Source organism: Streptomyces roseolus (assembly GCF_014649855.1).
Classification (GTDB): Bacteria; Actinomycetota; Actinomycetes; order Streptomycetales; family Streptomycetaceae; genus Streptomyces; species Streptomyces roseolus.
This window is the reverse complement of sequence record NZ_BMTV01000042.1, coordinates 1-26,304: the sequence shown is the minus strand read 5'-3', so window position 1 is coordinate 26,304 and position 26,304 is coordinate 1. Positions and strand designations below refer to the sequence as shown.

Annotated in this window: 29 protein-coding genes and 1 pseudogene; 21 read left to right on the top strand and 9 right to left on the bottom strand. The window is 73.6% G+C overall.

The annotated features are described in order from the left end of the window. Window positions 1-50 precede the first annotated feature (50 nt). The gene (locus tag IE245_RS33385; protein WP_189954575.1) at window positions 51-551 is read left to right on the top strand and encodes a DUF6924 domain-containing protein; all 501 of its coding nucleotides are present in this window, start codon (window positions 51-53) and stop codon (window positions 549-551) included. Here the strand turns inward: IE245_RS33385 and IE245_RS33380 are convergent. After that, the gene (locus IE245_RS33380) at window positions 461-1,480 is read right to left on the bottom strand and encodes a DMT family transporter (protein ID WP_189954573.1); all 1,020 of its coding nucleotides are present in this window, start codon (window positions 1,478-1,480) and stop codon (window positions 461-463) included. The two genes, IE245_RS33385 and IE245_RS33380, sit on opposite strands and share 91 nt — an antisense overlap. A 73-nt stretch (window positions 1,481-1,553) precedes the next feature. On the opposite strand from IE245_RS33380, the gene IE245_RS33375 reads away from it, so the two are divergent. Then, window positions 1,554-2,456, top strand: a complete 903-nt coding sequence (locus tag IE245_RS33375) for a LysR family transcriptional regulator (RefSeq protein ID WP_189954571.1) — start codon at window positions 1,554-1,556, stop codon at window positions 2,454-2,456. Between the two features lie 15 nt (window positions 2,457-2,471). On the opposite strand, the gene IE245_RS33370 is transcribed toward IE245_RS33375, so the two are convergent. Then, complete coding sequence (locus IE245_RS33370) at window positions 2,472-2,939, bottom strand: pyridoxamine 5'-phosphate oxidase family protein (RefSeq protein ID WP_189954569.1); 468 nt, start codon at window positions 2,937-2,939, stop codon at window positions 2,472-2,474. Window positions 2,940-3,030: 91 nt separating this feature from the next. Here IE245_RS33370 and IE245_RS33365 point away from each other — a divergent pair, with 91 nt between their 5' ends. After that, window positions 3,031-3,684 carry a cysteine hydrolase family protein gene (locus IE245_RS33365; RefSeq protein ID WP_189954568.1) on the top strand — a complete coding sequence of 218 codons (654 nt, stop codon included), beginning with the start codon at window positions 3,031-3,033 and terminating at the stop codon, window positions 3,682-3,684. Between the two features lie 21 nt (window positions 3,685-3,705). On the opposite strand, the gene IE245_RS33360 is transcribed toward IE245_RS33365, so the two are convergent. Further along, window positions 3,706-4,122: a Rieske (2Fe-2S) protein gene (locus IE245_RS33360; RefSeq protein WP_189954566.1), complete on the bottom strand. Its 417-nt coding sequence runs from the start codon at window positions 4,120-4,122 to the stop codon at window positions 3,706-3,708. Between the two features lie 178 nt (window positions 4,123-4,300). Between IE245_RS33360 and IE245_RS33355 the strand changes: the two genes are divergently transcribed. Then, window positions 4,301-5,446 carry an AraC family transcriptional regulator gene (locus IE245_RS33355; RefSeq protein ID WP_189954563.1) on the top strand — a complete coding sequence of 382 codons (1,146 nt, stop codon included), beginning with the start codon at window positions 4,301-4,303 and terminating at the stop codon, window positions 5,444-5,446. A gap of 115 nt (window positions 5,447-5,561) precedes the next feature. Then, entirely contained in the window at window positions 5,562-6,173 is a 612-nt protein-coding gene (gene lepB, locus IE245_RS33350) for a signal peptidase I (protein WP_189954561.1), read from the top strand. Between the two features lie 56 nt (window positions 6,174-6,229). On the opposite strand, the gene IE245_RS33345 is transcribed toward lepB, so the two are convergent. Beyond that, entirely contained in the window at window positions 6,230-6,847 is a 618-nt protein-coding gene (locus IE245_RS33345) for a TetR family transcriptional regulator (protein WP_189954559.1), read from the bottom strand. A 145-nt stretch (window positions 6,848-6,992) separates the two neighbouring features. Here IE245_RS33345 and IE245_RS33340 point away from each other — a divergent pair, with 145 nt between their 5' ends. The 8 genes from IE245_RS33340 (at window position 6,993) to IE245_RS33305 (ending at window position 12,640) form a co-directional block, all read left to right on the top strand. Next, entirely contained in the window at window positions 6,993-7,673 is a 681-nt protein-coding gene (locus IE245_RS33340; RefSeq protein ID WP_189954556.1) for a DUF6230 family protein, read from the top strand. Window positions 7,674-7,812: 139 nt separating this feature from the next. Next, entirely contained in the window at window positions 7,813-8,352 is a 540-nt protein-coding gene (locus IE245_RS33335; protein ID WP_229851925.1) for a DUF6114 domain-containing protein, read from the top strand. Next, window positions 8,349-9,134: a DUF6230 family protein gene (locus IE245_RS33330; RefSeq protein WP_189954554.1), complete on the top strand. Its 786-nt coding sequence runs from the start codon at window positions 8,349-8,351 to the stop codon at window positions 9,132-9,134. Before IE245_RS33335 ends, IE245_RS33330 begins: the two co-directional genes overlap by 4 nt. Next, window positions 9,128-9,544 (top strand): DUF6114 domain-containing protein, encoded by a 417-nt coding sequence (locus IE245_RS33325; protein WP_189954552.1) that lies wholly within the window; start codon window positions 9,128-9,130, stop codon window positions 9,542-9,544. Before IE245_RS33330 ends, IE245_RS33325 begins: the two co-directional genes overlap by 7 nt. After that, the gene (locus IE245_RS33320) at window positions 9,541-10,170 is read left to right on the top strand and encodes a hypothetical protein (RefSeq protein WP_189954550.1); all 630 of its coding nucleotides are present in this window, start codon (window positions 9,541-9,543) and stop codon (window positions 10,168-10,170) included. The genes IE245_RS33325 and IE245_RS33320 overlap by 4 nt, the downstream gene beginning before the upstream one ends. Further along, window positions 10,167-10,871, top strand: coding sequence for a DUF6230 family protein (locus tag IE245_RS33315; protein ID WP_189954548.1), 705 nt, complete (start codon window positions 10,167-10,169; stop codon window positions 10,869-10,871). Before IE245_RS33320 ends, IE245_RS33315 begins: the two co-directional genes overlap by 4 nt. A 293-nt stretch (window positions 10,872-11,164) precedes the next feature. Beyond that, entirely contained in the window at window positions 11,165-12,349 is a 1,185-nt protein-coding gene (locus IE245_RS33310) for an alcohol dehydrogenase catalytic domain-containing protein (protein ID WP_189954546.1), read from the top strand. A gap of 84 nt (window positions 12,350-12,433) precedes the next feature. Continuing rightward, window positions 12,434-12,640 carry a hypothetical protein gene (locus tag IE245_RS33305; RefSeq protein WP_189954544.1) on the top strand — a complete coding sequence of 69 codons (207 nt, stop codon included), beginning with the start codon at window positions 12,434-12,436 and terminating at the stop codon, window positions 12,638-12,640. 97 nt (window positions 12,641-12,737) lie between these two features. Here the strand turns inward: IE245_RS33305 and IE245_RS37860 are convergent, their stop codons facing one another. Then, window positions 12,738-12,860 carry a hypothetical protein gene (locus tag IE245_RS37860; protein WP_268256614.1) on the bottom strand — a complete coding sequence of 41 codons (123 nt, stop codon included), beginning with the start codon at window positions 12,858-12,860 and terminating at the stop codon, window positions 12,738-12,740. A 53-nt stretch (window positions 12,861-12,913) separates the two neighbouring features. Here IE245_RS37860 and IE245_RS33300 point away from each other — a divergent pair, with 53 nt between their 5' ends. The 6 genes from IE245_RS33300 (at window position 12,914) to IE245_RS33275 (ending at window position 19,622) form a co-directional block, all read left to right on the top strand. Then, a complete protein-coding gene (locus IE245_RS33300) occupies window positions 12,914-13,408 on the top strand; it encodes a hypothetical protein (protein ID WP_189954542.1) in 495 nt (164 codons plus the stop codon). Between the two features lie 367 nt (window positions 13,409-13,775). Continuing rightward, window positions 13,776-14,774, top strand: coding sequence for an arabinan endo-1,5-alpha-L-arabinosidase (locus IE245_RS33295; RefSeq protein WP_189954540.1), 999 nt, complete (start codon window positions 13,776-13,778; stop codon window positions 14,772-14,774). 46 nt (window positions 14,775-14,820) lie between these two features. Further along, on the top strand, window positions 14,821-16,350 hold the full coding sequence (gene arfA, locus IE245_RS33290; RefSeq protein WP_189954538.1) for an arabinosylfuranosidase ArfA: 1,530 nt from the start codon (window positions 14,821-14,823) through the stop codon (window positions 16,348-16,350). A 94-nt stretch (window positions 16,351-16,444) separates the two neighbouring features. Continuing rightward, window positions 16,445-17,782, top strand: coding sequence for an extracellular solute-binding protein (locus tag IE245_RS33285; protein WP_189954536.1), 1,338 nt, complete (start codon window positions 16,445-16,447; stop codon window positions 17,780-17,782). Beyond that, complete coding sequence (locus tag IE245_RS33280) at window positions 17,779-18,741, top strand: carbohydrate ABC transporter permease (RefSeq protein WP_189954533.1); 963 nt, start codon at window positions 17,779-17,781, stop codon at window positions 18,739-18,741. Before IE245_RS33285 ends, IE245_RS33280 begins: the two co-directional genes overlap by 4 nt. Further along, complete coding sequence (locus tag IE245_RS33275) at window positions 18,738-19,622, top strand: carbohydrate ABC transporter permease (protein ID WP_189954531.1); 885 nt, start codon at window positions 18,738-18,740, stop codon at window positions 19,620-19,622. Before IE245_RS33280 ends, IE245_RS33275 begins: the two co-directional genes overlap by 4 nt. A gap of 95 nt (window positions 19,623-19,717) precedes the next feature. Here the strand turns inward: IE245_RS33275 and IE245_RS33270 are convergent, their stop codons facing one another. The 4 genes from IE245_RS33270 to IE245_RS33255 all read right to left on the bottom strand — a co-directional run bounded on the left by IE245_RS33270 (window position 19,718) and on the right by IE245_RS33255 (window position 24,268). Then, window positions 19,718-20,803 carry an aldose epimerase family protein gene (locus IE245_RS33270; protein WP_189954529.1) on the bottom strand — a complete coding sequence of 362 codons (1,086 nt, stop codon included), beginning with the start codon at window positions 20,801-20,803 and terminating at the stop codon, window positions 19,718-19,720. Window positions 20,804-20,858: 55 nt separating this feature from the next. Next, window positions 20,859-21,818 carry a hypothetical protein gene (locus tag IE245_RS33265; protein ID WP_189954527.1) on the bottom strand — a complete coding sequence of 320 codons (960 nt, stop codon included), beginning with the start codon at window positions 21,816-21,818 and terminating at the stop codon, window positions 20,859-20,861. A gap of 267 nt (window positions 21,819-22,085) precedes the next feature. Beyond that, a complete protein-coding gene (locus IE245_RS33260) occupies window positions 22,086-23,105 on the bottom strand; it encodes a zinc-dependent alcohol dehydrogenase (RefSeq protein ID WP_229851923.1) in 1,020 nt (339 codons plus the stop codon). Beyond that, window positions 23,102-24,268: a mandelate racemase/muconate lactonizing enzyme family protein gene (locus IE245_RS33255; protein WP_189954616.1), complete on the bottom strand. Its 1,167-nt coding sequence runs from the start codon at window positions 24,266-24,268 to the stop codon at window positions 23,102-23,104. Before IE245_RS33255 ends, IE245_RS33260 begins: the two co-directional genes overlap by 4 nt. Window positions 24,269-24,563: 295 nt before the next feature. On the opposite strand from IE245_RS33255, the gene IE245_RS33250 reads away from it, so the two are divergent. Both IE245_RS33250 and IE245_RS33245 read left to right on the top strand, forming a co-directional pair. Continuing rightward, window positions 24,564-25,823, top strand: coding sequence for an FAD-binding protein (locus IE245_RS33250; protein ID WP_189954521.1), 1,260 nt, complete (start codon window positions 24,564-24,566; stop codon window positions 25,821-25,823). A gap of 308 nt (window positions 25,824-26,131) precedes the next feature. Continuing rightward, window positions 26,132-26,304: pseudogene (locus tag IE245_RS33245) on the top strand (ribulokinase); the annotation flags it as partial.

The following is a 26,304-nucleotide window of genomic DNA, read 5'->3' as shown; positions in this document are numbered from 1 at the left end:
GGCCGCCCCGGAGCCGGGGCGGTGTCCGACCGGTGTGGGAGGGTTCCCGCATGACGGCTCGGGAACGGCGGGACGACGCGCGGCGCGCGATCGAGGCATGGGACACCTGGGCGGCGTTCGTCGTCCGGACCGACTTCGGCGACGACGCCGCGTGGCGCGAGGTGCTCGCGGAGCTCGGCCGGACGGACGGGGACGCCGACGTCGAGGTGCGGGTGCTCGACGCGCCGTGCTGGGCGGGGGCGGGCGTCGAGGAGGTGTCGGCGGCCCTGGACGACGAAGACGGCCCGAGGGTCGTCTTCGTCGCCGACCGGCACACCATGGGCTCACCGGTGCGGGCGCTGCTCGCCGTCGACACGCTGTGGGAGGACGAGAGCGGCCTCGATCCCGCGTACTACCAGGAGCTCCTCGACTCGCCGGCGCCGAGGGAGTTCCGGCTCGCGCCGGCCGCCGTCCCGACGGTTCACGTCGACCTGGAGCTCGGCAACCTCGGGTTCGAGGAGTTCGCCGCCTCCGCGGCGGAGACCGCGGGGGTGCTGAGGGCCGCCGTCTGACGTGTGGGGGCCGGGGTGCGGCGGGAGGCGCGGGTCTGGGTGAGGGCGGCGCCCAGGAGGACGACGGCGGCGCCCACGGGGGTGTTCCAGGCCAGGTGCTCGTCCAGGAAGACGACGCCCGCCGCCGTGGCGATGACGGGGATGAAGTACGTGACCATCGAGGCCGTCGTCGGGCCGACCTCCGCGACCACGCCGTACTGGAGCAGCATCGCGTAGCCGGTGCCGAGGGCGCCGAGGGCGATCACCGCGAGGAGCGGCAGGAGCTCGACGGAGTCCGGGAGCGTGGTGAAGAAGGGGGTGACGAGGGCCAGTTGCAGGGTGGCCGTGCCGACCTGGGCGGTCGCCAGGGACAGGTGCGAGGCACCCGTGCCGCTCAGGGTGCGGCGGACGTGGATCCAGCCGACCGCGTAGCTGAAGGAGGCGAGCAGGGCCAGCGCCGTGCCCGTGACGTCGAGGCCCGAGAAGCCCTGCCACGCGCCGAGCACCGTCAGGACGCCGACGAAGCCGATGCCGAGGCCCGCCGCCCGCACCCGGGTGGGCCGGTCCTCCGAGAGCGCCACCAGGGAGAGGACCATGCCCCACAGCGGGGTCGTCGCGTTGCAGATCCCCGCCAGCGTCGACGGGATCGTCAGCTCCGCGTACGCGAAGAGCGAGAACGGCAGCGCGTTCAGCAGGAACGCCGCCACCGCCAGATGACCCCAGGTCCGGGCGCCGCGCGGCAGCCGGTCCCGCTTCACGACCAGCGCCACGGCCAGCACCGCCGTACCGAACAGCAGCCGGCCGAAGGTCACCTGGAAAGGCGCGAAGCCGTCGGTGCCCACCTTGATGAAGAGGAAGCTGAAGCCCCAGATCAGGGCCAGCAGGCCGAAGCGGACGCGCCAGTCCAGGAGCGGCGAGGGGGAGCGGGCGGGGGCGGCTTCTCGGGTCATGCACTCAGGGTGACGGCGACGACCTCGTAGGACAAGCGAGATTGTCTCGACCCTTTCGCTTAGCATTGCTTACATGTTGAACCTGGAGCGCCTGCGCACCCTCGACGCCGTCGCCCGGCACGGCTCCGTCAGCGGCGCCGCCGACGGTCTGCACGTGACGACCTCCGCCGTCTCCCAGCAGCTGTCCAAGCTGGAGCGCGAGGTGGGCCAGCGGCTCCTCGCCAAGAACGGGCGCGGAGTCCGGCTCACCGACGCCGGCCTGCTGCTCGCCGAGCACGCCGCCCGGATCCTCTCCCACGTCCAGCTCGCCCAGGCCGACATCGAGGCCCGGCGCGGCCAGGTCGTCGGCGAGGTGCGACTGGTCGGCTTCCCGACCGCCGCCCGAGGCCTCTTCCCCGCCGCCCTCGCCGCGCTGCGCGCCCGCCACCCCGACCTGCGGGTCCGCACCGCCGAGTTCGAACCCGAGCAGGGGGTGCGGGCGGTGCTGCGCGGCGACGCCGACCTGGCGATCGTCCTGGACTGGAGCAACCGCCGGGCGCCGGTCCCCGGCGAGCTGGAGCGGGCCCATCTGCTCGACGACGCCGCGGACGTGGCCCTGCCGGCCGGTCACCGGCTCGCCGACCGGGAGGCGGTGGACCTGGCGGACTTCGCCGACGAGGAGTGGGTGTCCTGGCCGGAGGGCGAGTTCTGCCACGACTGGCTGATGTTCACCCTCCGCTCCCAGGGCATCGAACCCCGCATCGCGCACTTCGCCGGCGAACACCACACCCAGCTCGCGCTCGTCGCCGCGGGGCTCGGCGTCTGCGTCACGCCCCGGCTCGGCAGGCCACACCCCGAAGGGGTCGTCTGCGTGCCCGTGCGCCAGCAGGTGCGCCGGCACATCTACGCCACCTGGCGCACCGACGCCGGCCGCCGGCCCTCCCTGCGCGCGGTCGTCGAGGCGCTGCGGGAGGCGGGGCACCCGCACGCCGACTGAGCGCCCCGGACCCGCCTAGAGGGTCGCGAGCTTGCGGAAGTCCCAGGAGGCGACGGCGTCGGGGGTCAGCCGGAGCCAGGCGTGCCGGCCGTCGTGCGGCATGGCGTCGAGGCCGAAGTTCTTCGCCGCGAAGAGCCGCTCCGCGGCGTCGAGTTCCGGGCACGGCTCGCCCGTGCGGGGGGCCTCCCCGACGAAGACCGCCGTCCCCGACAGCTCGGCCCCGCGCAAGTCGCCGTACTCCTCGCCGTCGTCGACCAGCACCGAGATCCTGGGGTCGGCGCTCAGCTCGGCCCAGCGGCGGCTGCGGGTCAGCGAGTACAGCCAGAGCGAGGTGCCGTCCCAGGCGTACCAGAGCGCGCTGAGGTGGGGGCGGCCGTCGGCGGAGACGGTGGCGACCCGGCAGGTGCGCTGCTCGGTGAGGAAGGAGTCGAGCTCCTCCGGGGACATCATGATCCTGCGGCCATGGCGCTGTGCGACGGTCATCGTCCGCACCCTTCTGGATTTCTGATGAGACGTCAGAAATCATGGGTCCCTCTCGCGCGCCCGTGCAAGAGGTGGGCGGGTGCGAGGGGGGATGGGACGCGGGGAAGAACGTGACGAGCGACTGGGCCCGGACGGGGCCGTCCTGCTCACCGTCGAGTGCCGGCGGGGCGTCGTCGGCGCGGAGAGCGCCCTGCCCGAACTCGCCGCGGTCGCCCGGGAGTCCGGGGCCCTCGCCAACGTGGCCCGGCTGGTCGACGCCGCCCACGGCGCCGGCGTCCAGGTGGTGCACGCCGTCGCGGAGCGGCGCCCCGACGGGCGCGGCTCCGACGGCGACGCCCGCCTCTTCCGGGCCGCGGCCCGGCTGCCCGTGCAGCAGCACAGCGGCTCCACGGCGGTACGGATCGCGGAACCGATCCGGGTGGCCGACGAGGGCCTGGTGGTGCGGCGGCTGCACGGCCTCTCCCCGCTGGCCGGCACGGGCGTGGACGCGCTGCTGCGCAACCTCGGCTGCCGGGCCCTCGTCGTGACCGGGGTGTCCGCCAACGTGGCCGTGCCCGACGCCGTCTTCGACGCGGTGGACCTCGGCCACACCGTGGTCGTACCGCGGGACGCCATCGCGGGGGTGCCGGCCGACTACACCCCCGTGATGATCCGCAACACCCTCTCGCTCGTCGCCACCCTCGCCGCCACCGACGAACTGCTCACCGCGTGGAAGGCGCCGAGGCGTTCCTCCGCCCGCGCGTGAGGAGCGGGCGAGGGGGGCCGGTCAGCCGAAGGAGATGTCCTCGCCCTTCACCTCGATCGGCTCCGGCGGCAACGACGCCGTCGCCGGGCCGCCCTTCACGCTGCCGTCCGAGATGTCGAACCTGCTCTGATGGCACGGGCAGACGATCGTGCCGTCCTTCACCTCGCTCACCGCGCACCCCGCGTGCGTGCACTTCGACGAGAAGGCCTTGAACTCCCCGGCCTTCGGCTGGGTGATGACGATCCCCTTGCCGGCCAGGACCTTGCCGCCGCCCACCGGGATGTCCCCGGTCTTCGCGAGCGGGCCCTCCGGGGCGCCGTCCGTGCCGCCCGTGCCGGTGTCGCCCTCGGCGTTCGTGCCGCCGCCGCAGGCGGTCAGCGCCGCCGCGAGCCCCGCCCCGCCGGCGGCGACCACGGTCCGCCGTGCCACTCCGCTCATGCCTGCCCCTCTCGATGCACCGCTGGAGTCTTCCGGAAGCGACGGTAGACGGAGTTCCTGTGACGTAGGCCCCGTTCCGCACAGACTCCCCCCAGGGGCCTTACAGTTCACATGAGAGTGTCCGAACTTGGACAACCATAGGTCGAAGTGTCAAACGCGCCGAACGGAGGCGACGGGCATGCGGACGCGGACGGGATCGGTCAGCGCCCATCACGTACGGGCCGTGGTCCTCGGCGCCGAGCGGCGCGGGGTGGACACCGGGCCGCTGCTCGCCCGCGCCGGCCTCTCACCCGACCTCCTCGCCGGCCTCCCGCCGGAACCCTCATCACTCTCACCCGACCTCCTCGCCGGCCTCCCGCCGGACCGGGTCCCCTCCGCACGGTTCGGCCGCCTCGTCCGGCTGCTCTGGGCGAGCCTCGACGACGAGCTGCTCGGCTTCGGCGGCGCGCCCACCAAGGTCGGCTCCTTCGCGATGATGGGCCACCTCGTCGTCCACGGCAGCCGCGACCTGCGCGAGGCCCTGCACCGGGCCCGCGCCTTCTACTCCCTCTTCCCCGGCGGGCCGAGCTTCCGGCTCGTCGAACCGGCGGCGCCGGCGGGGGAGTCCGGCGGCCCCGACGAGGCGCGGCTCGAATTCGACCTCTCCGGCTACGACGACCCCCTGCACTTCGGCGCCGAGGCCACCGTCCTCGTCGCCCACCGCTTCGCCGGCTGGCTGGTCCGCCGCCGGATCGGACTGCGCCGGGTCGAGTTCGCCCACGCCGAGCCCCGCCACTCCGCCGAGTACGCCCTGCTCTTCGGCGCCCCCTGCGTCTTCGGCGCCGGGCGCACCGCCGCCGTCCTCGACCGCGCCGACCTCGACGAGCCCGTGCTCCGCGACGCGGCGGCGCTCCGGGACTTCCTGCGCCGCGCCCCCGACGGCGTGCTGGTCTGCTCGGAATGGGGAGGCACCGTCACCGGACGGGTGCGCCACCTCATCGGGCGGGCGCTGCCGGGCGGACCCGTGCCCACCCCGGAGGAGCTCGCCGAGCGGCTCTCGGTCAGCCCGCAGACCCTCCGCCGCCGACTGGCCGCCGAGGGCACCACGTACCAGCGGCTGCGCGACCAGGTGCGGCGGGACCACGCCCTCGCGGAGCTCGCCGCGGGGCGGGTCTCCATCGAGCGGCTCTCCCGGCGGCTCGGCTTCTCCGAACCCAGCGCCTTCCACCGGGCGTTCCGCCGCTGGACCGGCGAGACCCCGCGCGCCTACCAGGTCCGGGGGGTCGCCGCACCGGGGCCGGGGCCCGCGTCCCCGTCCTGGTCGACGCGCGGTCAACAAGGCTGAGCGGTACGGTCACGGCCCCCGCCCGCCGCCCGGCCTACCGTCCCGCCATGACCGAATGCGACCGGTCCGGGGCCGTACCGCGCCCCGGCCGACACGGCGGCCGAAGGGGCCGCCGATGAGGGCGGGGCGCGTCCTCGGCGCCGTCCTCGGGACCGGTGTCCTGCTCTGCCTGCTCGCGGGAGTGGCCGTGACCGCCCTCGGCGTCCGGGTCGACGGGTCCAGCATGGACCCGACCCTGCGGCCGGGCGACCGGATCCTCGTCTCGCCGGGCTCGGAGGGCAGGGTGGACCGCTTCGACGTGGTCCTGCTGCGCGGCGGCCGGCAGGACTCCCTCATGGTGAAACGGGTGATCGGCCTGCCCGGGGACCGGGTGGCGATCGTGTCGACCGGCGCGGAACCCTTCCAGGTGCTGCTCCAGGAGGGCGGCACGGGGCCCGTACGCCGGGTGGTCGCCGCCCAGTGGACCGATCGCGCCCGCCGCGCGGGCGCCTGCTGCTCGGCGGAGGGCACCCGGTCGGCGCGCGCGGAGCTGCGGACCGTGCCCGAGGGCGGCTTCTTCTACCTGGGCGACAACCCCGACCTGTCGGACGACTCCCGGCAGTACGGCTGGGGCGCGATCGACCGGGTGGAGGGAAGGGTCGGGCTGCGGGCCTACCCCGTCACCACCGCGCCGGGGCTCGGCAACCGGCCCGTACTGGAGGAGTACGCGGGGTCTCCGCCGCCGTAGGAGCCGTAGCGGCCGCAGCCGCAGCCGGAGCCGCAGCCGGAGAGGCGCGGCGGGTCTCAGGGGCGGGCCGTGCCGGCCGGAAGGCGTTCCGCGCCCGTGCTGAGGGCGACCCGGACCGTCGTGTCCGCGATGCGGCGGGCCGACTCCTCGGGGGAGGCGGCGGACTGCACGACGTGGCTCGCCGTCAGGCGGACCGCCGTGTCCACCGCCAGGTCCCGCGCGACCGGGTCGATCGAGGGCCAGGTCTCCGCCACGTACGTCCCCAGCGCCGTCGTCGCCAGCTCGAAGGCGGCGGCGGAGCGGGTCGTCAGATAGGGGAGGAGGCCGCCCTCGCCGGTGCTCGTCAGCATCGCCCGGATGAGCGGATTGCGGCGGGCCAGCGTCAGCGTGAAGCCGACGGCCGCCTCCACGGCCGCGCGCAGGTCGCCCGGGTGGGCGTCCAGACCCTGCTGGATGCCGACCAGGCAGCGCTCCAGCTCGCGCCGGAACAGCGCCTCGCCGACCGCCTCCTTGGAGGGGAACTCGGAGTACAGCGTCTGCCGGCTGACGCCCACGTCACCGGCGAGATGGGCCATGCGCAGCTTGTCGAAGCCGTGCTCCGCGACCCGCTCGAAGGCGGCGTCGAGGAGCCGTTCGCGCAGGAGTGTCCGGACCGTCTCCCTGAAGCGTGCCATCGCGCCAGCGTAGAACAGCGCCGGAACTCCTCAGGACGGTGACAGAACTACCAGCCTTGTCCGTGCTATTGACACAACTTCTCAGAGTGTCCAATTCTCGAACAGGCAGCCACAGAGTGTCCGAACCCACGGTTGGAGAACCCTCATGCAGAACGAGCCCAGAGGCGTCACCCGCTGGCGCAGATCGGCCTTCCTCGCCGTCCCCGCCTGCGCGGCGGTCGCGGCCATGGCCACCGCGATGGTCCAGGGCGCCCTCGCGGCGAACCTCTCCCTGACCAGCGTGCCGTTCACCCTCAGCTCCAAGACGGTGGCGGCCCCGCAGGGCATCGGCGCGGTCATGCACACCATCGACGCCGGCGGCCCCAAGGGCGCCGCCCAGGTCGGCATCGCCAAGGCCGGCCTCGACGGGATCTGCGTCCACGCCACCCAGTCGGTCGCCCTCCCGGTGATCGGCAGCCTCGGCACCTGGTCGCTCAACATCTCCTCGCCCGCCGCCGCGACCCCGCTCACCAGCGACCAACTGGCCAACGGCGCCGGGCTCCAGGCCAACAAGCTCATCCTCGACGCCCAGGCGCTCAAGGCGGCCACCGCCACCCTGAACGCCACCGACGCCACCCCGAACGTCATCGGCGCCGCGGCCGACGGCGCCGGCATCAAGGCCACCGGCATCCAGGACGGTGCCGCGGGCCAGTTCGGCCTCGACGCCACCGGCGGCCGCACCGACATCAGCAACCTGAACGCCGACGCGAACGGTGCCACGATCGCCGGGGCCATCACGCTCCCCGACCTCGCGATCGCCATCAAGCACGGCGACACGGGCTGCTGACACCCCCTCCGCACCCCATCAGCACCACCGCACGACGGCACCACCGCACGACCCGGACCGGGACGGCGCGCCACCGCGGGGCGCGCCGCCCCGGACCGGCCCCCGCCCGCCCCTTCCGGACCGCTCCTGCGAGGCCCCCGTGACCAGCACCGACCCGCCCGCCCCCGAGGCCCCCGAGGCCCCCGAGGCCTTCGAGGCTCCGCCCGCCGAGGCCATCGGGCCCCGGCCCTCCGCCCCGGCCCGCGCCCGCCGCGGCTTCCGCCGCTGGCGCCGCACCCGGCCGTTCTGGGCCGCGCTGTGGATGTCCCTCGGCGGCTTCGTGATCTTCTTCCTGCCGATGGCGCCGCTGGGCAGGATCCTCCAGGTCGGCGTCGGCGGCGTCGCCGGCATGGCGGGCGGCGTCGTCATCATGGCGATGGCCCTCCTCGTCCTCGCCCTGCCGAGCCAGCGCCACACCGCCGGCACGATCGCCGTCATCGCCGGCGTCGCCTCCTTCCCCCTGTCCAACCTCGGCGGCCTCTTCGTCGGCATGGGCCTCTCCGTCCTCGGCGGCGCCATGGCCTTCGCCTGGCTGCCCGAGAAGCCCGCCAAGCGCCCGGGACGCCTCGCGCGCCGGCGCGACCGCGTCACCGACGGGACCCCCGCGTCCCCCGCATCCGTGAGGAGCGGCTCCGCATGAACCCCCTCCACGCAGCGCCCCGCACGACGCGCGGACCGCTCGCCCGGCTCGGCGCCGGAGGCGTCCGCGCCGCCGCCGGCTGGAACGCCCGGATGCTCGCCGAGGCCGCCGACGGCACCCGCCGGGGCACCCGCTGGGGCCGTGGCGCCCTCGCCCTCGTCCCCTCCTGCCTCGCGATCGGCGCGCTCGGCACGGTCCTCGCGCAGGGCGCCCTCGCCGCCAACTTCAGCGTCACCGGACAGCCGTTCACCCTCACCTCCAACGGCGTCTCCGGCAGCGGCTTCGGCGCCATCGTCAACACCCCCGCCGTGGGGCGGCCGGACGGCACCACGACGACCGACACCGCCATGGCACGCGTCGGTTTCGCCAGCGCCGGCCTCGCCGGACTGTGCGGGATCGTCCACCAGTCGATCGCCGGCGTGCCGTACTCGCTCCTGCTCACCGGCGGCCAGACGGTGACCGCGACCCCGCCCGCGAGCTTCACCACCGACATCGACGCCTCCAACCTCTACATCCAGGCCACCGAGCTCCAGGCCTACGGCCCCACCACGCTCCAGAACGCGGTCCTCGGCCAGTCCGCCGACCAGGTCACCGTCGCCGGGAAACCGCTCACCGGCGCGCTGCCCGGCGGCTTCGGCCTCGGCTCGGCGGGCGGCGAGGGCGGCAGCTCCATCCGGCTGCACGGCCTCAACGCCACCGCGTACGACGCCGAGATGGCCGGGGCGCTGGTGCTGCCGAACCTGAAGCTGAGGGTCGTCACCGGAAAGGCCACCACATGCTGAGCCGGGCCCGGGCGGCATACGGGTGGTTCCGGGCCTTCCGGCGCACCCGCCCCTTCTGGGGCGCGGTGTGGATGGTGGCCGGCGGCTGGACCGTCCTCAAGTTCTCGCTCAGCTCCGTGCAGCTCATCGTCAGCACCGGCTTCGGCGGCGTCGCGGGCTACCTCGTCGGCGGCGGGATGATCCTCTGCGGACTCGTCCCGCTCGCCGCCCCCCGCCAGCGGTACACCTTCGGCCTCATCGGCTGCGTCCTCGCCGTGGTCTCCCTCGTCGTCTCCAACCTCGGCGGCTTCCTCCTCGGCATGGCCCTCGGGGTCCTCGGCGGCTCGATGATGGTCGGCTGGGGCGCCAAGCGCCCGCGCGGAGCGGCGCGGGCCGCCGCCGGAGCCGTACCCGAGGCGGTGGAGGGGTGACGGCCGGGGCGGGCGTCCGGGGGCGGCGCAAGACGGTCGCCGTCGTCGCCGCGCTGCTGCTCGCCGTCGCCACCGCGCTCCTCTCCGGCCGCCCGAGCAGCGCCGCCGGCCGCCCGCCCGCCGCCGTGGAACCGCTCGGCGTACCGTTCCTGCCCAGCCCGTACCCGCTCCGGGTGAGCATCGACAGCATGGTCGCCGTCTCCCTGACCGTCGAGAAGAACGTCACCGTCCGGCTCTCCGACGGCACGACCGTGGTGACGAACAAGTACACCTTCACCAAGCTGAAGATCCGCTCGCACATGAACGTGACCCAGCGGGCCGACGGCCACACCCTCGTCATCGACGTGCCGGACGAGGGCTCGCTCGGCGGCTACGACAGCGCAGGCCGGCCGGAGACCACCATGATGTGGGGGAAGATCAACCGGGTCTGCGTGCGCGTGATCTTCCAGATCTGCGAGGTCCAGGGACTGCTCGACTTCTTCGGCTCCCTCATCCCGCTCACGGCCGGCGCGGAGGAGTTCCAGGGCGACATCTACGCCATCCGGACCGTCGACGACCACGCCGAGCTCAACTCCACCGACAACCCCGTCCACCTCCCCGGAACGATCACGGTGACCACGCCATGAGCAGCTCCGCACCGCTCCGCCCCGAGGGCCGCACCCACTGGCGGCGCGCCCTCGCCGTCGCCGTCCCCGCCCTCCTCGCCGCCGGCGGGCTCGGCTCGGCGATGGCCGGCGGGGCGCTCGCCGTCGGCCTGAGCGTCCAGGACCGGCCCGTCGACTTCACCACCAGCAGCCTGTACGGCACCCAGTACGGCGCCGCCGTCGTCGACCAGGCGGTCGTCCGCCCCGACGGCACGGCCGGCAGCGTGCGGGTGCTGCGGATGGGCTTCGCCGACGGGGTCCTCAACGGGCTCTGCCTCAGTCAGCGCCAGCAGATCGCGGGAGCCACGTACACCCTGCTGCTCACCCTCGGCGACGACAACCCCGGCTCCTGGGAGATCCGCACCCGCAACACCGTCCTCGACCTGAGGAACGCCACCGGCGAGCTCGACATGGACGGCATCGTCGACCTCAACGTCAACGGCGCCGACGTCCGCACCGTCAAGGACGCCTCCGGCGCGTACGTGCCGAACCCCCTCGGCGCCCCGCAGCACCGCTTCGGCATCCAGGCCCGCTACGCCAAGTTCGACCGGATCACCGGCACCGCGCAGGACTTCCAGATCCCCGGCCTGCTCACCACGCCCCGGCTCAAGCTCTCCGTGAAGCCGGGCGCGGTCGCCTGCCCCGCCCCCGCCGCCCCCGTCGGGACACCGGGCACGCCGTGACGGACGGGGACGCGGCCCGTGCCGTCCCCGTGCCGGAGCGCCGGGGTTCTCGATCCGGGCGCGCCCGGGACGAGTGAGTCCCGGCCGAGGGGGCATCCGCAGACCGGGTGCGCACCCCAGAAGGCCGTCGCCCGGCTTCCCCCCTCCGGGCGGCGGCGCCGCCCGGAACGATCCGCCGGGCCATGTCCCCGTCCGGACGCGACCCGCGCCGACCACTTCAGGACCGGTCGGCGTGCCGGCGTCGCGTCCCCGACGGACCGAACCGACGAGAGAACACGGAAGGGGCGTACGCCATGAAGGCCGTCACGTGGCAGGGCCGGCGGAAGGTCTCGGTCGAGACCGTGCCGGACCCGCGGATCCAGGAGCCCACCGATGTGATCGTGCGGATCACCACGAGCGGGCTCTGCGGCTCCGACCTGCACCTCTACGAGGTGCTCGGACCGTTCCTCGACCCGGGCGACGTGCTGGGGCACGAGCCGATGGGGGTGGTCGAGGAGGTCGGGCCGGACGTGCGGCGGACCGCCCCCGGGGACCGGGTCGTGGTGCCGTTCAACGTCTCCTGCGGAACCTGCCCGATGTGCGAGCGGGGCCTGCACTCGCAGTGCGAGACGACGCAGGTGCGCGCCTACGGCTCGGGAGCCGCGCTGTTCGGCTACACCAAGCTGTACGGGCAGGTGCCGGGCGGCCAGGCGGAGTACCTGCGCGTCCCCTTCGGCGACACCCTTCCCGTCCACGTCCCCGAGGGGCCGCCGGACGACCGCTTCGTCTACCTCTCGGACGTGCTGCCGACGGCGTGGCAGGCCGTCGAGTACGCGGACGTGCCGCCCGGCGGCACGATCGCCGTCCTCGGCCTCGGCCCCATCGGCGACATGGCCGCCCGCATCGCGGCGCACCGCGGCGCCGGCCTCGTCATCGGCATCGACCCCGTGCCGGAACGACGCGCCCGCGCCGCGGCCCGCGGCGTGCACGTCCTCGACCCCTCCGACGCCGACGGCGGACTGATCGACCGGGTCCGCGACCTCACCGGCGGGCGGGGCCCCGACGCGGTCGTGGACGCCGTCGGGATGGAGGCCCACGGCGCCCCGGTCGCCCACGGCCTGCAGACGGTGGTCGGCCTCCTGCCGGACGGCGTCGCCCGCGGGCTCATGCGCCGCTACGGCGTCGACCGGCTGTCCGCCCTGCACCTGGCCGTCGAACTGGTGCGCCGCGGCGGGACGGTGTCGCTCTCCGGGGTGTACGGGGGACAGGCGGACCCGATGCCGCTCCTCACGATGTTCGACAAGCAGCTGACGTTCCGCATGGGGCAGGCGAACGTGCTGCGCTGGGTCGACCGGCTGCTGCCGCTGCTGACCGACGACGACCCCCTGGGGGTCGACGACTTCGCCACCCACCGGGTGCCCCTCGCGGACGCGGCGGACGCGTACGAGATGTTCCAGAAGAAGGACGACGGAGCCGTCAAGATCCTCTTCACGCCCTGACGGCCCGCCCTCCGGGCGCATGAAACCGTGCCGGCCGGTCACACGCCTGTCGACGCACCCGACGAGAAACGTCAGGAGGCCACCATGGGCAACCCCCAGCAACCCGAGCAGCGCCGCAGCGGCCGGGGCGCCGGCACGCCGCAGGACAGCGCGTCGCTCAAGGCCGACGAGGCGAAGGAACCGCGCCGGAGCCGAGGCAGGCCGCACGGGACGGACAAGGGCGAACGCGGCGGCGGCGAGGGCGGCGGCACCCCTCCCGACCAGCGGGAAGCCCCCGAGGCGGGCGCCTGACCCCGCTTCCGCGCGAGGCGCCCGGCCGTCGGCGGACGCCGGCGGCCGGGCGTGTCTCCGCGGTGGCCGGGCACGACCCGCCCGTGCTCACCCCCGGTCACCGCGCGCTCTTCGCGTCGAACGGCTTCTCGACCTCGTGGTGCCGCACGGCGCCCTGGGCCCCGGCCCCCGGCTCGGGCGCCGGGCCGCCGTGACCGCACCGGTGGGGTGGGCGTCTCACGGGACCGCCCCTCCCGGGCCCTGCGGCACAGGCGTCCCGTAGGGTGCGGCGGCGTGAGCGCATGGCAGATATCCGACGAAGAGGGTGGCGTCCTGGCCGCCCGCTGGTGGCAGTGGGCCCTGTCCGCCCCCGACGAGGTGAGCCCCGTGGCCGACAGGACCGGCGCGCACGCCGCTTGGCGGCAGCCGGACGACCTGTGGTTCCTGGCGGGCACCTACGGCGGCCGGGTGGTCCGCCGCTGCGAGATCCCGGCCGGGCGCCCCGTGTTCTTCCCGGTGCTCAACGTGCACCACTCCAAGCGACACTCCCGAAAGCCCCTCTCCCTCGACGTGACCCGCGCCGAGGCGCACCTCAACGGCGCCCCCCTCCCCCTCCGCGAGTTCATCGCCCCGCCCTTCCGCGTCGGGCTGCGCAGGCACCTCGCCTGGGGCCTCTGGTCCGCCCTCGCCCCACTCGTTCCCGGTCACTACGTCCTCGAGATCAGAGGCACCACGGCGGAAGGCTTCCAAGTGGACACGACCTACCACCTCAACGCCACGGCCGGCTGACCCGGCGACCGGAACACGGCAACGACCGTCGCCCCCGCCGGGAGTCGGGAAAGAGCCGGCGCGGGGGCGCCTTCCGGGCGGACGAGGCCGTCGCCGAGACCCGGTCGACCGGCTCGCGGGCGACCTCGCCCGCCGCGTCGCACCGGTGGCGGTCGGTGACCTGTGCGGTAAATGTCGCGACTTGATCCGTGGACGGCCCGAAGGGAAGGGCGCCTTCTCTTGTTCGTGATTTCGAACGACGTTCGTGATTTTGCCCAATTCGTTGACGCCGTGTTTCGGGGCGTCTAATTTCGCGATTCGAAGTTACGAAAGTCGTTCGTAATCTCGAACAGACTTCTTCCGGTCGTCTTCTCGAAGGAGCCTTTCCATGCCTGTCGGGCGTTCCGTCCGCCGCCGGGCCGCGGCACTCCTGTCCGCCGGCGCGGCGGCCCTCGCCTGCCTGGTCCCCCAGGCGTCGGCCGCTCCGCCGGCCGCCTACCCCGACCCGCTGCCCGTCACCGGGGACGTCACCGTCCACGATCCGGCGGCGATCCGCCTCATGGACGGAACCTACGTGGTCTACTCCACGCACGGCGGCCTCGAAGCGCGCACCTCACGGGACGGCCGCCACTGGGAACGGGCGGGATCCGCCTTCACCACGCTCCCCGCCTGGTGGCGTTCCTACTCCGCGGAGAGCGACCCCTGGGCCCCCGAGATCCTCCACCGCCAGGGCCGCTACTGGCTCTACTACGCGGTCTCCTCCTTCGGTTCGAACCACTCCGCCATCGGGCTCGCCACCTCGCCCAGCGGCAGGCCCGGCACCTGGACCGACCACGGAGAGATCTTCGCGAGCGGCACGGCGGACCCCTACAACGCCATCGACCCGGGCATCGTCGAAGGCGGAGGCAGACTCTGGATGTCCTTCGGTTCCTACTGGACCGGCATCCGCATGGTGGAGCTGGACGGCCGCACCGGGCGCCCCCTCCCCGCGGCCCCCGTCCACCACCTGGCCACCCGGCCCGACGCCCCCTACGCGGTCGAGGCCCCGTACGTCGTGCGCCGGGGCGGTCACTACTACCTCTTCGTCTCGTACGACCGCTGCTGCGCGGGCGTCGAGTCGACCTACAACATCCGCGTCGGCCGTTCCACCTCACCGACCGGCCCCTACACCGGACGCGACGGCAGGCCGATGACGCAGGGCGGTGGCGACCTGCTGCTGGCCGCCCACGGCAAGTACCTCGGGCCCGGCGGACAGTCGGTGCTCCGCGACCGCGGCCGGGACGTCCTCGTCCACCACTACTACGACGCCGAGGACCAGGGCACTCCCAAGCTCGGCCTCACCCCGCTCTCCTGGAGCGCCGACGGCTGGCCGGTGCTCGCCCGCTGACGGCGACCGCCCCGCTCCTCGCACCCCCGCCCCACGAAAGGACGTCATGACCTCCACCCCTGACCACGTCGCCCGGTTCACCCTCGACCCGGCGTTCACCGTCGGTGAGGTGAACCCCCGTCTCTTCGGCTCGTTCGTCGAGCACCTCGGCCGCTGCGTCTACACCGGCGTCTTCGAGCCCGGCCACCCCTCGGCGGACGAGGCGGGCCTGCGCACCGACGTCCTCGCCCTCGTGCGCGAGCTCGGCGTCACGGCCATCCGCTATCCCGGGGGCAACTTCGTCTCCGGATACCGGTGGGAGGACTCCGTCGGCCCCGTCGAGGACCGGCCCCGCCGTCTCGACCTCGCCTGGCGCTCCACCGAGACCAACCGCTTCGGGCTCAGCGAGTTCATGGCGTTCCTGAAGAAGGTCGGCCCCGAGGCCGAGCCCATGATGGCCGTGAACCTCGGCACCCGGGGCGTGGCCGAGGCCCTCGAACTGCAGGAGTACGCCAACCACCCCGGCGGCACGGCCCTTTCCGACCTGCGGGTCGCCCACGGCGACAAGGAGCCGTTCGGCATCCGCCTCTGGTGCCTCGGCAACGAGATGGACGGACCGTGGCAGACCGGCCACAAGACGGCGGAGGAGTACGGCCGGCTGGCGGCCGAGACGGCGCGCGCCATGCGCCAGATGGACCCGGACCTCGAACTCGTCGCCTGCGGCTCGTCGAGCCAGGCCATGCCCACCTTCGCGACCTGGGAGGCGAAGGTCCTGGAGGAGACGTACGACCTCGTCGACCACATCTCCCTGCACGCCTACTACGAGGAGAAGGACGGCGACCGCGACTCCTTCCTCGCCTCCGCCGTGGACATGGAGTCGTTCATCGAGAACGTGGTCGCCACCTGCGACCACATCGGCGCCCGGCTGAAGTCCAAGAAGAAGATCAACCTCTCCTTCGACGAGTGGAACGTCTGGTACCAGAGCCGCTTCGAGGCGGAGGCCGCCGAGAACCCGCTCGACTGGCCGGAGGCCCCCCGCCTCCTCGAGGACGGCTACTCCGTCACCGACGCCGTCGTCTTCGGCTCGCTGCTCATCGCGCTGCTGCGGCACGCCGACCGCGTGACGGTCGCCTGCCTCGCCCAGCTCGTCAACGTCATCGCCCCTATCATGACCGAACCCGGCGGCCCGGCCTGGCGGCAGACCACCTTCTACCCCTTCGCCCACGCCGCGCGCCACGGCCGCGGCGAGGTCCTCGACGTGCGCGTCGACTCGCCCACGTACCCCACCGCCGTCCACGGCGACGTGCCGCTGCTGCAGGCCACCGCGGTACGGGACCCGAGGACCGGCGCCGTCACGGTCTTCGCCGTCAACCGCTCGCAGGACCGCCCCCTGCCGCTGCGCGTCGCGCTGGGCGGCATGGACCTCGGCGAGGTCGTCGAGCACACCGTCCTCGCCGACGCGGACCCGGACGCCCGCAACACCCTCGACGAGCCGGACCGCGTCACGCCCCACCCGGGTGAGGGAGCCGCACTGGCCGGCTCCACGCTGAGCGTCACGCTCGAACCGCTGTCCTGGACCATGATCCGCCTGGCCTGACGGGCCGCCCCTGCAGGAAAGCCGCCCTCGGGCGGTTCCGCACCGGAGGGCGGCCCCGGCCGCCCTCCGCCGCACCCCGGGAAGACGAGCCGCAATGCAATCACCCCATCCCAGCCGGCGCCGTGTCCTCGCCGGCTCCCTGAGCGCCCTCGCCACCACGGGCGTCCTCGCCTCGACCGCGAGCTGCGCGCCGCCCTCGGCCGCCGCGTCCGGCCGGACCAGGCTCCGGTTCTGGCACCTCTTCGGCGGCGGCGACGGCGTCAACATGCAGAAGATGCTGGACGACTTCCGTGCCGCCCACCCGGACGTCGAACTGGAGGACACCACCCTCCAGTGGGGCGCCCCCTACTACACCAAACTCGGCATGGCGGGCGCCGGAGGCCGCGCCCCGGAGGTCGCCGCGCTCCACATGGCCCGGCTGGCCGGGTTCGGCCCCGGCCGGCTCGTCGACCCGTTCGACCTCGACCTGCTCGCCGAGGCGGGCGTCCGCCCGGCGGACTTCCCCGAGGACCTGTGGCGGCGCGGACGGATCGACGGCCGCCAGTACGCCGTCCCCCTCGACACCCACCCCCTCGTGCTCTACTACCAGACCGACATCTGCCGCAAGGCCGGCCTCATGGACGGGGAACGGCTCAAGACCGTCGAAGGAGCCGCGGAGTTCACCGAGGCCCTGCGCGCCGCCAAGAAGGTGACCGGCACGGCCGCCCTCGTCACCGAGACCCTCGGCCCCGACTGCATCACCCCCTGGCGCCTCTTCTCCACCTTCTACTCCCAGACCGGCGGGACCGTCCTCACCCCCGACGGCAAGGGCCTCGCCCTCGACGACGCCAAGGCCCTGCGGGTGCTCGAGTACATGGCCGCCCTCGTGGAGGAAGGGCTGTGGACGCGCCGCGCCGACTACGCCGCCTCCGTGGGCATCTTCAACCAGGGGCGGACGGCGTTCCACCTCAACGGGGACTGGGAGGTCACCACCTTCCGCACGGGAGGGACGCCCTTCTCGATGACGCGGGTCCCCGCGCTGTTCGGACGGGCCACGGCCCAGGCCGACTCCCACGCCTTCGTCCTGCCCCACCAGCGCGGCCGCGACACCGCGACGGACAGGGCCGCCTGCGTCTTCGTCGCCTGGATGCTGAAGAACTCCGTCGAATGGGCGGCGGGCGGCCACGTCCCGGCGTACCGGCCGGTCCTCTCGGACCCCGCCTACCTCGCGCTCGATCCGCAGTCCGCCTACCGCGACGTGATCGACGACGTCGTGCTCGACGAACCGGCCTGGTTCGCCGGGTCCGCCTCCCGGATGTGGATCGAACTCGGCGAGGTGTTCTCGACGCTGCTCACCGGCTCCCGCACCCCCCGCGAGGCGCTCTCCGAGGCGAAGCTCCGGCTCGGACGCCTCCTCGACACCCGCAACCCGCTTCCCGGAGTCGCGTCATGACCACGCTCACCCCCGCCGCTCCGGCTCCCTCGGCCGCTGGAGCGGGCCGCGGCGCCGACACGGCCCGCTCCCGGGCCGTCCGGAGGAAGTGGACCGAGCACGGCCTCGTCTTCGTGGCCCCCTTCCTGGTCGTCTACGGCCTCTTTCTCGTCTGGCCCCTGATCAGCGGTCTCGGGATGAGCCTGACCAGCGAGAACATCACCGGCACCGAGGCGGAGTTCGTCGGACTGGCCAACTACGCGGAGGCGCTGGCCGACCCGCAGATGTGGTCCTCGCTGGGGAACACCGTCTGGTTCACCGTGCTCTCCACCGTCCCGCTCGTGCTGGTCGGACTCGTGCTCGCCCTGCTCGCCCACCAACTGAGGGTCGTGCAGTGGCTCTGGCGGATCAGCTGGTTCGCGCCCTTCCTGCTGCCCTCGGGCGTCGTCTGCATGCTGTTCGCGCAGATGATCTTCCCGCCGGGGTTCGGGCTCGCCGACCAGCTCCTCGCCTCCGCCGGGCTGGAACCCGGCATCGGCTGGCTGAGCGACGAACGCTACGCGATGCTCTCCATCGTCCTGACCACGGTGTGGTGGACGGTCGGGTTCAACTTCCTGCTCTACCTCGCGGCGCTCCAGGCCGTTCCGCAGCACCTGTACGAGGCGGCCGAGCTCGACGGCGCCGGCGCGTGGCGGCGGCTCCGCCACATCACCCTGCCGCTGCTGCGGCGCACCACCGGTCTCGTGCTCGTCCTCCAGGTGCTCGCCTCGCTCAAGATCTTCGACCAGGTCTACCTGATGACCGGAGGCGGACCCGACGACTCCACCCGGCCGATCCTCCAGTACGTGTACCAGCAGGGCTTCACCGGTTACCGGATCGGCTACGCGTCCGCCGTCTCCTACGTCTTCTTCGCCCTCGTCCTGATCGTCTCCCTGGTCCAGCCCGTGCTGGCCCGGCGCAAAGAGGAGGCCGGCAAGTGAGCCTCGCCGCCGTCCGTGACCGCACCGTCCGCGCGTCCCGCACCGAGAGCCGGCGGCCCCGCTGGACCGCGGGCCGGATCTCGCTGCTCGCCGTGGCGCTCGTCCTGGCCGCCGCCTGGCTGCTGCCCCTGCTCTGGGCCGTCGCCACCTCGCTCAAGCCGGAGGGGGAGACGACCCGGACACCGCTGGAGTGGATCGGCTCGCGGATCACCTTCGAGGCGTACGCCAAGGTGTGGGAGTCGGGCACCCTGCTGCGGTGGACGGTGAACTCCCTCGTCGTCTCGGGGCTCACCACCCTGCTCACCGTCGTCCTGTGCGCGATGGCCGCCTACGGCTTCACCCGGACCGCGTTCCGGGGCCGCAGGGTCCTGTACGGCCTGGTCCTGGCCGGGATCATGGTGCCGCCCCAGGTCCTCATCGCGCCGCTGTTCACCCAGATGGTCCGCATGGGGCTCGTGGACACCTACTGGGGAGTGATCCTGCCCCAGGTCGCCGTGCCCGCCATGGTGTTCATCCTGGTGAAGTTCTTCGAAGGGGTGCCCCGGGAACTGGAGGAGGCCGCCTTCGTCGACGGCGCCGGCCGCTGGCGGGTCTTCTGGACGATCGTCATGCCGCTGTCCCGGCCGGTCCTCGCGGCGGTCGCGATCTTCACCTTCATCTCCACGTGGAACAACTTCCTGTGGCCGTTCCTCGTGACCACGGACCCCCAGGCCATGACGCTCCCGGTGGGACTGGTCAACGTCCAGTCCGGCTTCGGAGTCCGGTACGCCCAGATCATGGCCTCCCTGGTGATCGCGGGCCTTCCCCTGCTGCTCGTCTTCGCCCTGTTCCAGCGGCAGATCGTGCGGGGCATCGCCCACACGGGTCTGGCCGGCCAGTGACCCCGCCTCGACCGGTGTCATGCCCCTGACCGGCACGGCGAGAAGGGCCTGTTCCTCCCCGGGGAGGAACAGGCCCTTTCCGCGCGAGCGGGGCGTCAGAGCGTGGTGAAGGAGTGCACGGTCGAGGACCGGTGGGTCTCGCCGGGACGCAGGACCGTGCTGGGGAACTCGGGCTGGTTGGGGGAGTCGGGGAAGTGCTGCGTCTCCAGGCACAAGCCGTCCCCGCCCCGGTGGCGGCGGCCGCCGCCACCGGCCGAGGTGCCGTCGAGGAGGTTCCCGGAGGAGAACTGGACGCCGGGCTCGGTCGTCGCGATGCGCAGCATCCGGCCGGACACCGGTTCGTACAGGGTGGCGGCGGGCTCCGGTCCGGCCGTGACCCCCTTGTCGAGCACCCAGTTGTGGTCGTAGCCCCCGGCGTGCCGGAGCTGGGGGTCGTCGGCCGACAGGCCCGGCCCGATCGCCCTGGCCGTCCGGAAGTCGAAAGGCGTGCCGGCCACCGGGGCCAGACGGCCCGTCGGGATCAGTCCCGCGTCGACCGGCGTCGTCCGCGAACCCGCCAGGGACAGTTCGTGGCCGTGGACGGCGCCGGCGGACTCGCCGGCCAGGTTCCAGCAGACGTGACTGGTGAGGTTGACGACCGTGGGACGGTCCGTCTCCGCGTGGTAGTCGACGCGCCAGTCGCCCTCCTCGGTGAGGGTGTACACCACGCGTACGCCCAGGGTCCCCGGGAAGCCCATGTCGCCGTGGGGACTCGTGAGGGTGAGGACGAGGCCGACGTCGGTGCCGCGGGCGAACCCGTGCACGGTCCAGTTCCGCCGGTCGAATCCCAGGGCGCCGCCGTGCAGCGTGTGCTCGCCGCCCGCGACCGACAGGAAGTGGCGCGTGCCGTCCAGAACGAACCGTCCCCGGGCGATCCGGTTGCCGTAACGGCCGACGAGGGCACCGAAGTACGCGGTGGAGGCGAGGTAGCCGTCGATGTCGTCGAAGCCCAGCGACACGTTCGCCCGGCGGCCGTTCCGGTCGGGTCTCTCCAGACGTTGCACGATGCCGCCGAGGCTGAGCACCGCGAGGCGCGTTCCGCCGTTCTCCAGCCACCACCGGCGCACCCCCGTGCCGTCGGGCAGACGGCCGAAGGGTTCGGACACGGGGGGCGGGGGCGGGGGCGGGTGGGGGAGGGGCATCGTCGCTTTCCGTATGTCGAGGGGGCCGAGGGGACGGGGATCGGGCGGCGGGAGATCAGGCGTCGGCGGGGAAGCGGCGCAGCGGGCCGGGGAGCCGCGAACCGGGCGGCGACATGGCGTCCCCCGCTCCGTGCCTGGCCAGGAGGTCGAGGACGAGCCTGCCGCGCCGGACCCGCTCCCGCGCCGTGCCGAGCACGGTCTCCCGCAGATGGGCGCCGGACGGGTAGAGGGCCGGCGCGTTCGCGAGGCCGAACTTGAGGTAGAGGGGAGCGCCGCGCCTGATGAGTTCGGCGGTCTCGTACATCCGGACGTAGCCGCCGAGGTCGTCCGGCGCCTCCACGTACAGGTCCATCGGGGCCCGGCTGACCCGGCGGATCTCGGTGAGGTGGCCGAGCGTCAGGTCCGAGGGGACGTTGATGGAGTCGGCGCCGAGCCGTTCGTGGACGGCGTACGCGGCGGGGTTCACCGGGCCGATCAGCGCGGACACCTTGAGCGTGGTGTCCGGGGGGAGCAGACCCGCGGTCCTCGCCCGGTGCAGGGTCCACAGGACCCCCTCGTCGGCCACCAGCAGGCAGGTGACGCCGAGCGAGGTCGCGCGCACGGCGTCCTCCACGCAGCCGGCGACCGCGCCGTGCCCCCGCGCGCGCGGCCCGCCGCCCCGCGATTCGGTGCGGGTGGAGGCCCCGGTGTCCCAGGTGCCGCGGGGGCCGGTGAAGAGGCAGAGCTCGACGGAGCGTTCGGCCGCGGCCCGCACCATCTCGGTGATCTCGGTGTCGGTGAGCATCCACACGCCGCTGCCCTGGCTGACGCGGTGGACGGGGACGGAGAGCCGGTCGGCCTCCCGCAGGACGGTGTCGAGCGCCTCGGGGCCCTCCACGGAGGGGATCTCCGTGCGCCACCGTCCGCCGTCGGGGAAGGAGTGGGGAGAGGCGTCCGCGGCGACGGGTTCCGGGGCCGGGAGCCCCAGCGAGCCGAGGATCCGGGAACCGGGCGGAGGAAGCGGGAAGGGGGACACACAGACCTCCTGGGTCCGGAGAGGTGATCGCGGTCGGCGGTGGGGGCGCGGGGACGGGTGGACGTCGTGCCCTTCGGAGCAGGGGCCGTCCGGTCCCGGCTTGGTGGTCCGGTCCCGGCCGGGTGGTCCGGGCCCGGACCACGTCGGCGGATCCCGGTCCGGAGGGGCGGCCGTCGCGCTCCTCGCCGTCCGGCGGGCGACCGGACCCGATGCCACCCGCCACGGCGCCGGGCGGCGGACGAACCGGCTGAAGACCTCCGGCCCGGGTCAGTGCGGGCGGAGCAGGACCTTCCCGGTACCGGGATCGCCGCCGCGGACGAGGTCCATGGCCCGTGCGAACTCGTCGACGCGCAGCTCGTGCGTGACGAGCGGGAGCGGGTCGAGGCGTCCCGCGGCGAAGGCGCGCACGGCGTAGGTCCAGGCGCCGGACGACGCTCCGAACACGCTCCCCATCGACAGCTGCCGGACGACGACCTGGGCGGGGTCGAGTCCCTTCGCGCCCGGTGGCGGGTTGCCCGTGAGGACCACCCGTCCCCCTCGCCGCGGCAGGTACGTCGCGGCGTGTGCCGAAGAGGAGGCGCCCGCGGCCTCGATCACGACGTCGAAGCCGGAGAGGCCCGCGGCGTCGTCCCACGTCCGGTAGGAAGTGGCGCCGAACCGGTGGGCCGGACCGGCGCGGTCGGGGCGCGTGCCGATCACCACGAGTTCGCCGGGGGAGAACGAGCCGAGCAGCTGTGTGGCGAGCAGGCCGAGGGCGCCCGTACCGATGACGGCCACCCGTGAGCCGGGAAGCGGGCACGCCTTCAGGACGGCGGCGGCGGCGCAGGCGGCGGGCTCCAGGAGCGCGGCGGCCGTGAGGTCGGCGTCCGGGGGGAGGACGTGCAGCAGACGGGCGGGAAGCGTCAGGGTGGGGGCCATGGCGCCGGGGAGGGTGAAGCCGGTCTCCTCGTAGCCGGCCGTGCACAGGCTGGTCTCGCCGTCGCGGCAGCGCTCGCAGGTCTGGCAGTTCCACAGCCCCTCGCCCACCACCTTGCGGCCGATCAGGGAGGCGGGCGCCTGTTCTCCCACGGCGATGACGGTGCCGGACCACTCGTGACCCGGGACGACCGGGTACCGCACGTACTCCGGGGGGCGGTTGCCCTGGTAGAGCTCGCGGTCGCTGCCGCAGATCCCCACGGCGTGGACGCGCACCTGGGCCTCTCCGGGGCCCGGAGGCCGCGGCGCGTGCGGCACGAGCCGGAACCTCCCGGGAGCGTCGAGGACGACGGCCGTCCCCCGAGGGGTCACCGGGAGCCGCCGACGGGGGTACGCCTTTCCCAGCCGTCGGCCCACAGGTCGAACCTGGCCTGCTGCTGGGGGAACGCGGCCGCCGCGTCCACGTCGAGCTCGACGCCGAGGCCGGGGGCGTGCGAGACGGGGAAGCAGCCGGTCTCCGGGTCGATCTCCGGGGCCCCGCGGACCACGTTCTTGATCTCCGCGTCGGCGAAGTCGTTGAAGTGTTCCAGGATCTTGAAGTTCGGGGTGCAGGCGGCGAGCTGGAGGGAGGCGGCGGTGAGGACGGAGCCGCCGACGTTGTGGGGGGCGACGGTCACGTAGTGGGTCTCGGCGGTCGCGGCGAGCTTGCGGGCCTCCAGGATGCCGCCGATGTGCCCCACGTCCGGCTGGATGACGTCGGCGGCCTGGGACTCGAACAGCTCGCGGAACTCGATCCGGTCGTGGATCCGCTCCCCGGTGGCGATCGGCAGGTCGGTCTTCCCGGCCACCTTCGCCAGCGCCTTCAGGTTCTCCGGCGGCACCGGCTCCTCCAGCCACGCGGGGCGGAAGGGGGCGAGTTCGCGGGCGAGCCGGATCGCCGTGGCGGGGGAGAAGCGGCCGTGCATCTCCACCATGAGTTCGGTGTCCGGGCCGATCGCGTCCCGGACGGCCTCGATGAGGGAGATCGCGTACCGCGAGGCGGCGGGGTCGAGTTCGAGCCGCCCCGCGCCGAAGGGGTCGATCTTCAGGGCCCGGTAGCCACGTGCCACGACCGCGCGGGCCGCCTCGTGGTAGGCCTCGGGGGTCCGCTCGGTGGTGTACCAGCCGTTCGCGTACGCGGGCACCCGCTCGGTCACCCGTCCGCCGAGCAGCTGCCAGACCGGCACGCCCAGCGCCTTGCCCTTGATGTCCCAGCAGGCCGTCTCGATCACGGCGATCCCGGACATGACGATCTCGCCGGCCCGGCCGAAGTCCCCGTACTTCATGCGGCGCACGAGGTCCTCGACGGCGAACGGGTCGGAGCCCGCGATGTGGTTGGCCTCCGCCTCGCGCAGATAGCCGAGCAGGGCGTCGGTGTGACCGAGCATCCGGGTCTCCCCGACGCCCGTCAGACCCTCGTCCGTGTGCACCAGGACATAGGTCAGATTGCGCCAGGGCGTCCCCACCACGTGGGTGCTGATCCGGGTGATGCGCACGGCGGCCACTCCCGTCGTTCGATATTTCGGCATGCGTTCGAAATCTTGCCGCGACAGTACGAAGCGTCGCGCGACGATGTCAACGGGCGTGCGCCACGGGGGATTCACCGCGCGGGAGCGGCCCTTGACCGCCCCGGAGGGACGCTCCTAGCCTGCGGCGACCGAGACCGTGGACGCCGTTCGACATCACGAACGCCGGGGCGGGGCGGGACGACCGCGCTCCCGGCGTCGGGACCGCGTCCGGGCGTCCGCGGCCCACGCATCGGGGCCACGGGTCCCTCTTCAGAGGACGGACATGAGTGACACCACCACCAACTGGGCGGGGAACATCACCTTCGGCGCGGAGCGCCTCAGGGTCCCCGCCTCGGTCGAGGAGCTCCAGGAGCTGGTGGCCGGCTCCCGTGCCGTACGAGCCCTGGGAACGGGCCATTCCTTCAACGCGATCGCCGACACCACCGGGGACCTGGTGTCCACGGCGGGCCTGCCCCGCGTGCTCGACATCGACGGGCGGGCCCGTACCGTCACGGTGAGCGGCGGAACCCGTTTCGGGGAGGTCACCGGCCGCCTCCACGAGGCCGGACTCGCCCTGCACAACCTCGGTTCGCTGCCCCACATCTCGGTCGCCGGAGCCTGTGCGACCGGCACGCACGGGTCGGGGGACGGCAACGGCACCCTCGCCTCGGCCGTACGGGCCGTCACGTACGTGTCGGCCTCCGGCGAAACGGTGACGACGGAGCGGGGCGACGAACACTTCGAGGGCTCCGTGGTCGCCCTCGGTGCCCTCGGCGTCGTCACCACGCTGACGCTGGACCTGGTGCCGGCCTTCGACGTCCGGCAGTGGGTCTACGAGAACCTGCCCGTCACCGCCCTCCGCGGCGCCTTCGACGAGGTGATGTCCGCCGCGTACAGCGTCAGCCTCTTCACGCGCTGGAGGGGGGACCTGATCGACCAGGTGTGGCTCAAGCGGCGCGCGGACGACCCGGGGGCGGCGGACGAGCCGTCGCGGTGGCTCGGTGCCGTGCGGGCCGACGGCCCGAGGCACCCCGTCCCCGGCATGCCGGCCGACTCCTGCACGCCGCAGCTGGGCCTGCCGGGCCCCTCGCCGTTCCGGCTGCCGCACTTCAGGCTGGAGCACACGCCGAGCAGCGGCGACGAACTGCAGTCGGAGTACTTCGTCGCCCGTGAGGACGCCGTCGCGGCCTTCGACGCCCTGCACGCCGTACGGGACGCCTTCGCCCCCCATCTCCAGGTGGGGGAGATCCGGAGCGTGGCCGCGGACGGCCTCTGGCTCAGTCCGGCCCACCGGCGGGACTCCGTGGCCTTCCACTTCACCTGGCTGCCCGACACCGCCGCCGTGACGAAGGCCCTGCACGTGATCGAGGACGCCCTCGCCCCCTTCGCGGCCCGGCCGCACTGGGGCAAGCTCTTCGTCACGGGGCCCGACGCCCTGCGCGGTCTCTACCCCTCCTACGACCGTTTCGAGCGGCTGACGGCGGACGCCGACCCCGGTGGGGTGTTCCGCAACGACTTCCTCGCCCGCTGCTTCCCCCGGTGAACCGGGGGAAGGTTCCGCGCCTGGCCGGTGGGGCGGGGGAGGTGTGCGTCCGCCGCTGAGAAACAGCCAAGGGACGCACGGGCTTCGGGCATCTTCTGTTAGCGCTCACAACCTTTCCCCGCCCGAGGGTCGAGGCCGAGTTCCGCCTGCGGTGGCGGCTGCGGCCGAACCCGGCATGCCCCGCCTTTCCCGGCCCTCGTTCCCGAATGTCCGACAGAAACCGTGCCGGACTCTTGCCGAACCAAAATGTGAGCGCTAACAATCTGAGTGCTCCTCCATCCCCTTGCCTTGACGAGAGAGACCGCATCGTGAGCTCACACGTTCCTCCCGGCCCCACGGTTCGCCACCACCCCGAGGCGTGCACCATCGGAGTCGACTTCGGCACTCTCTCCGGCCGCGCGGTGGTGGTGAGGGTGCGGGACGGTGCCGAGCTGGGTTCGGCGGTGCACGAGTACCGTCACGCGGTCATCGAGGACCGTCT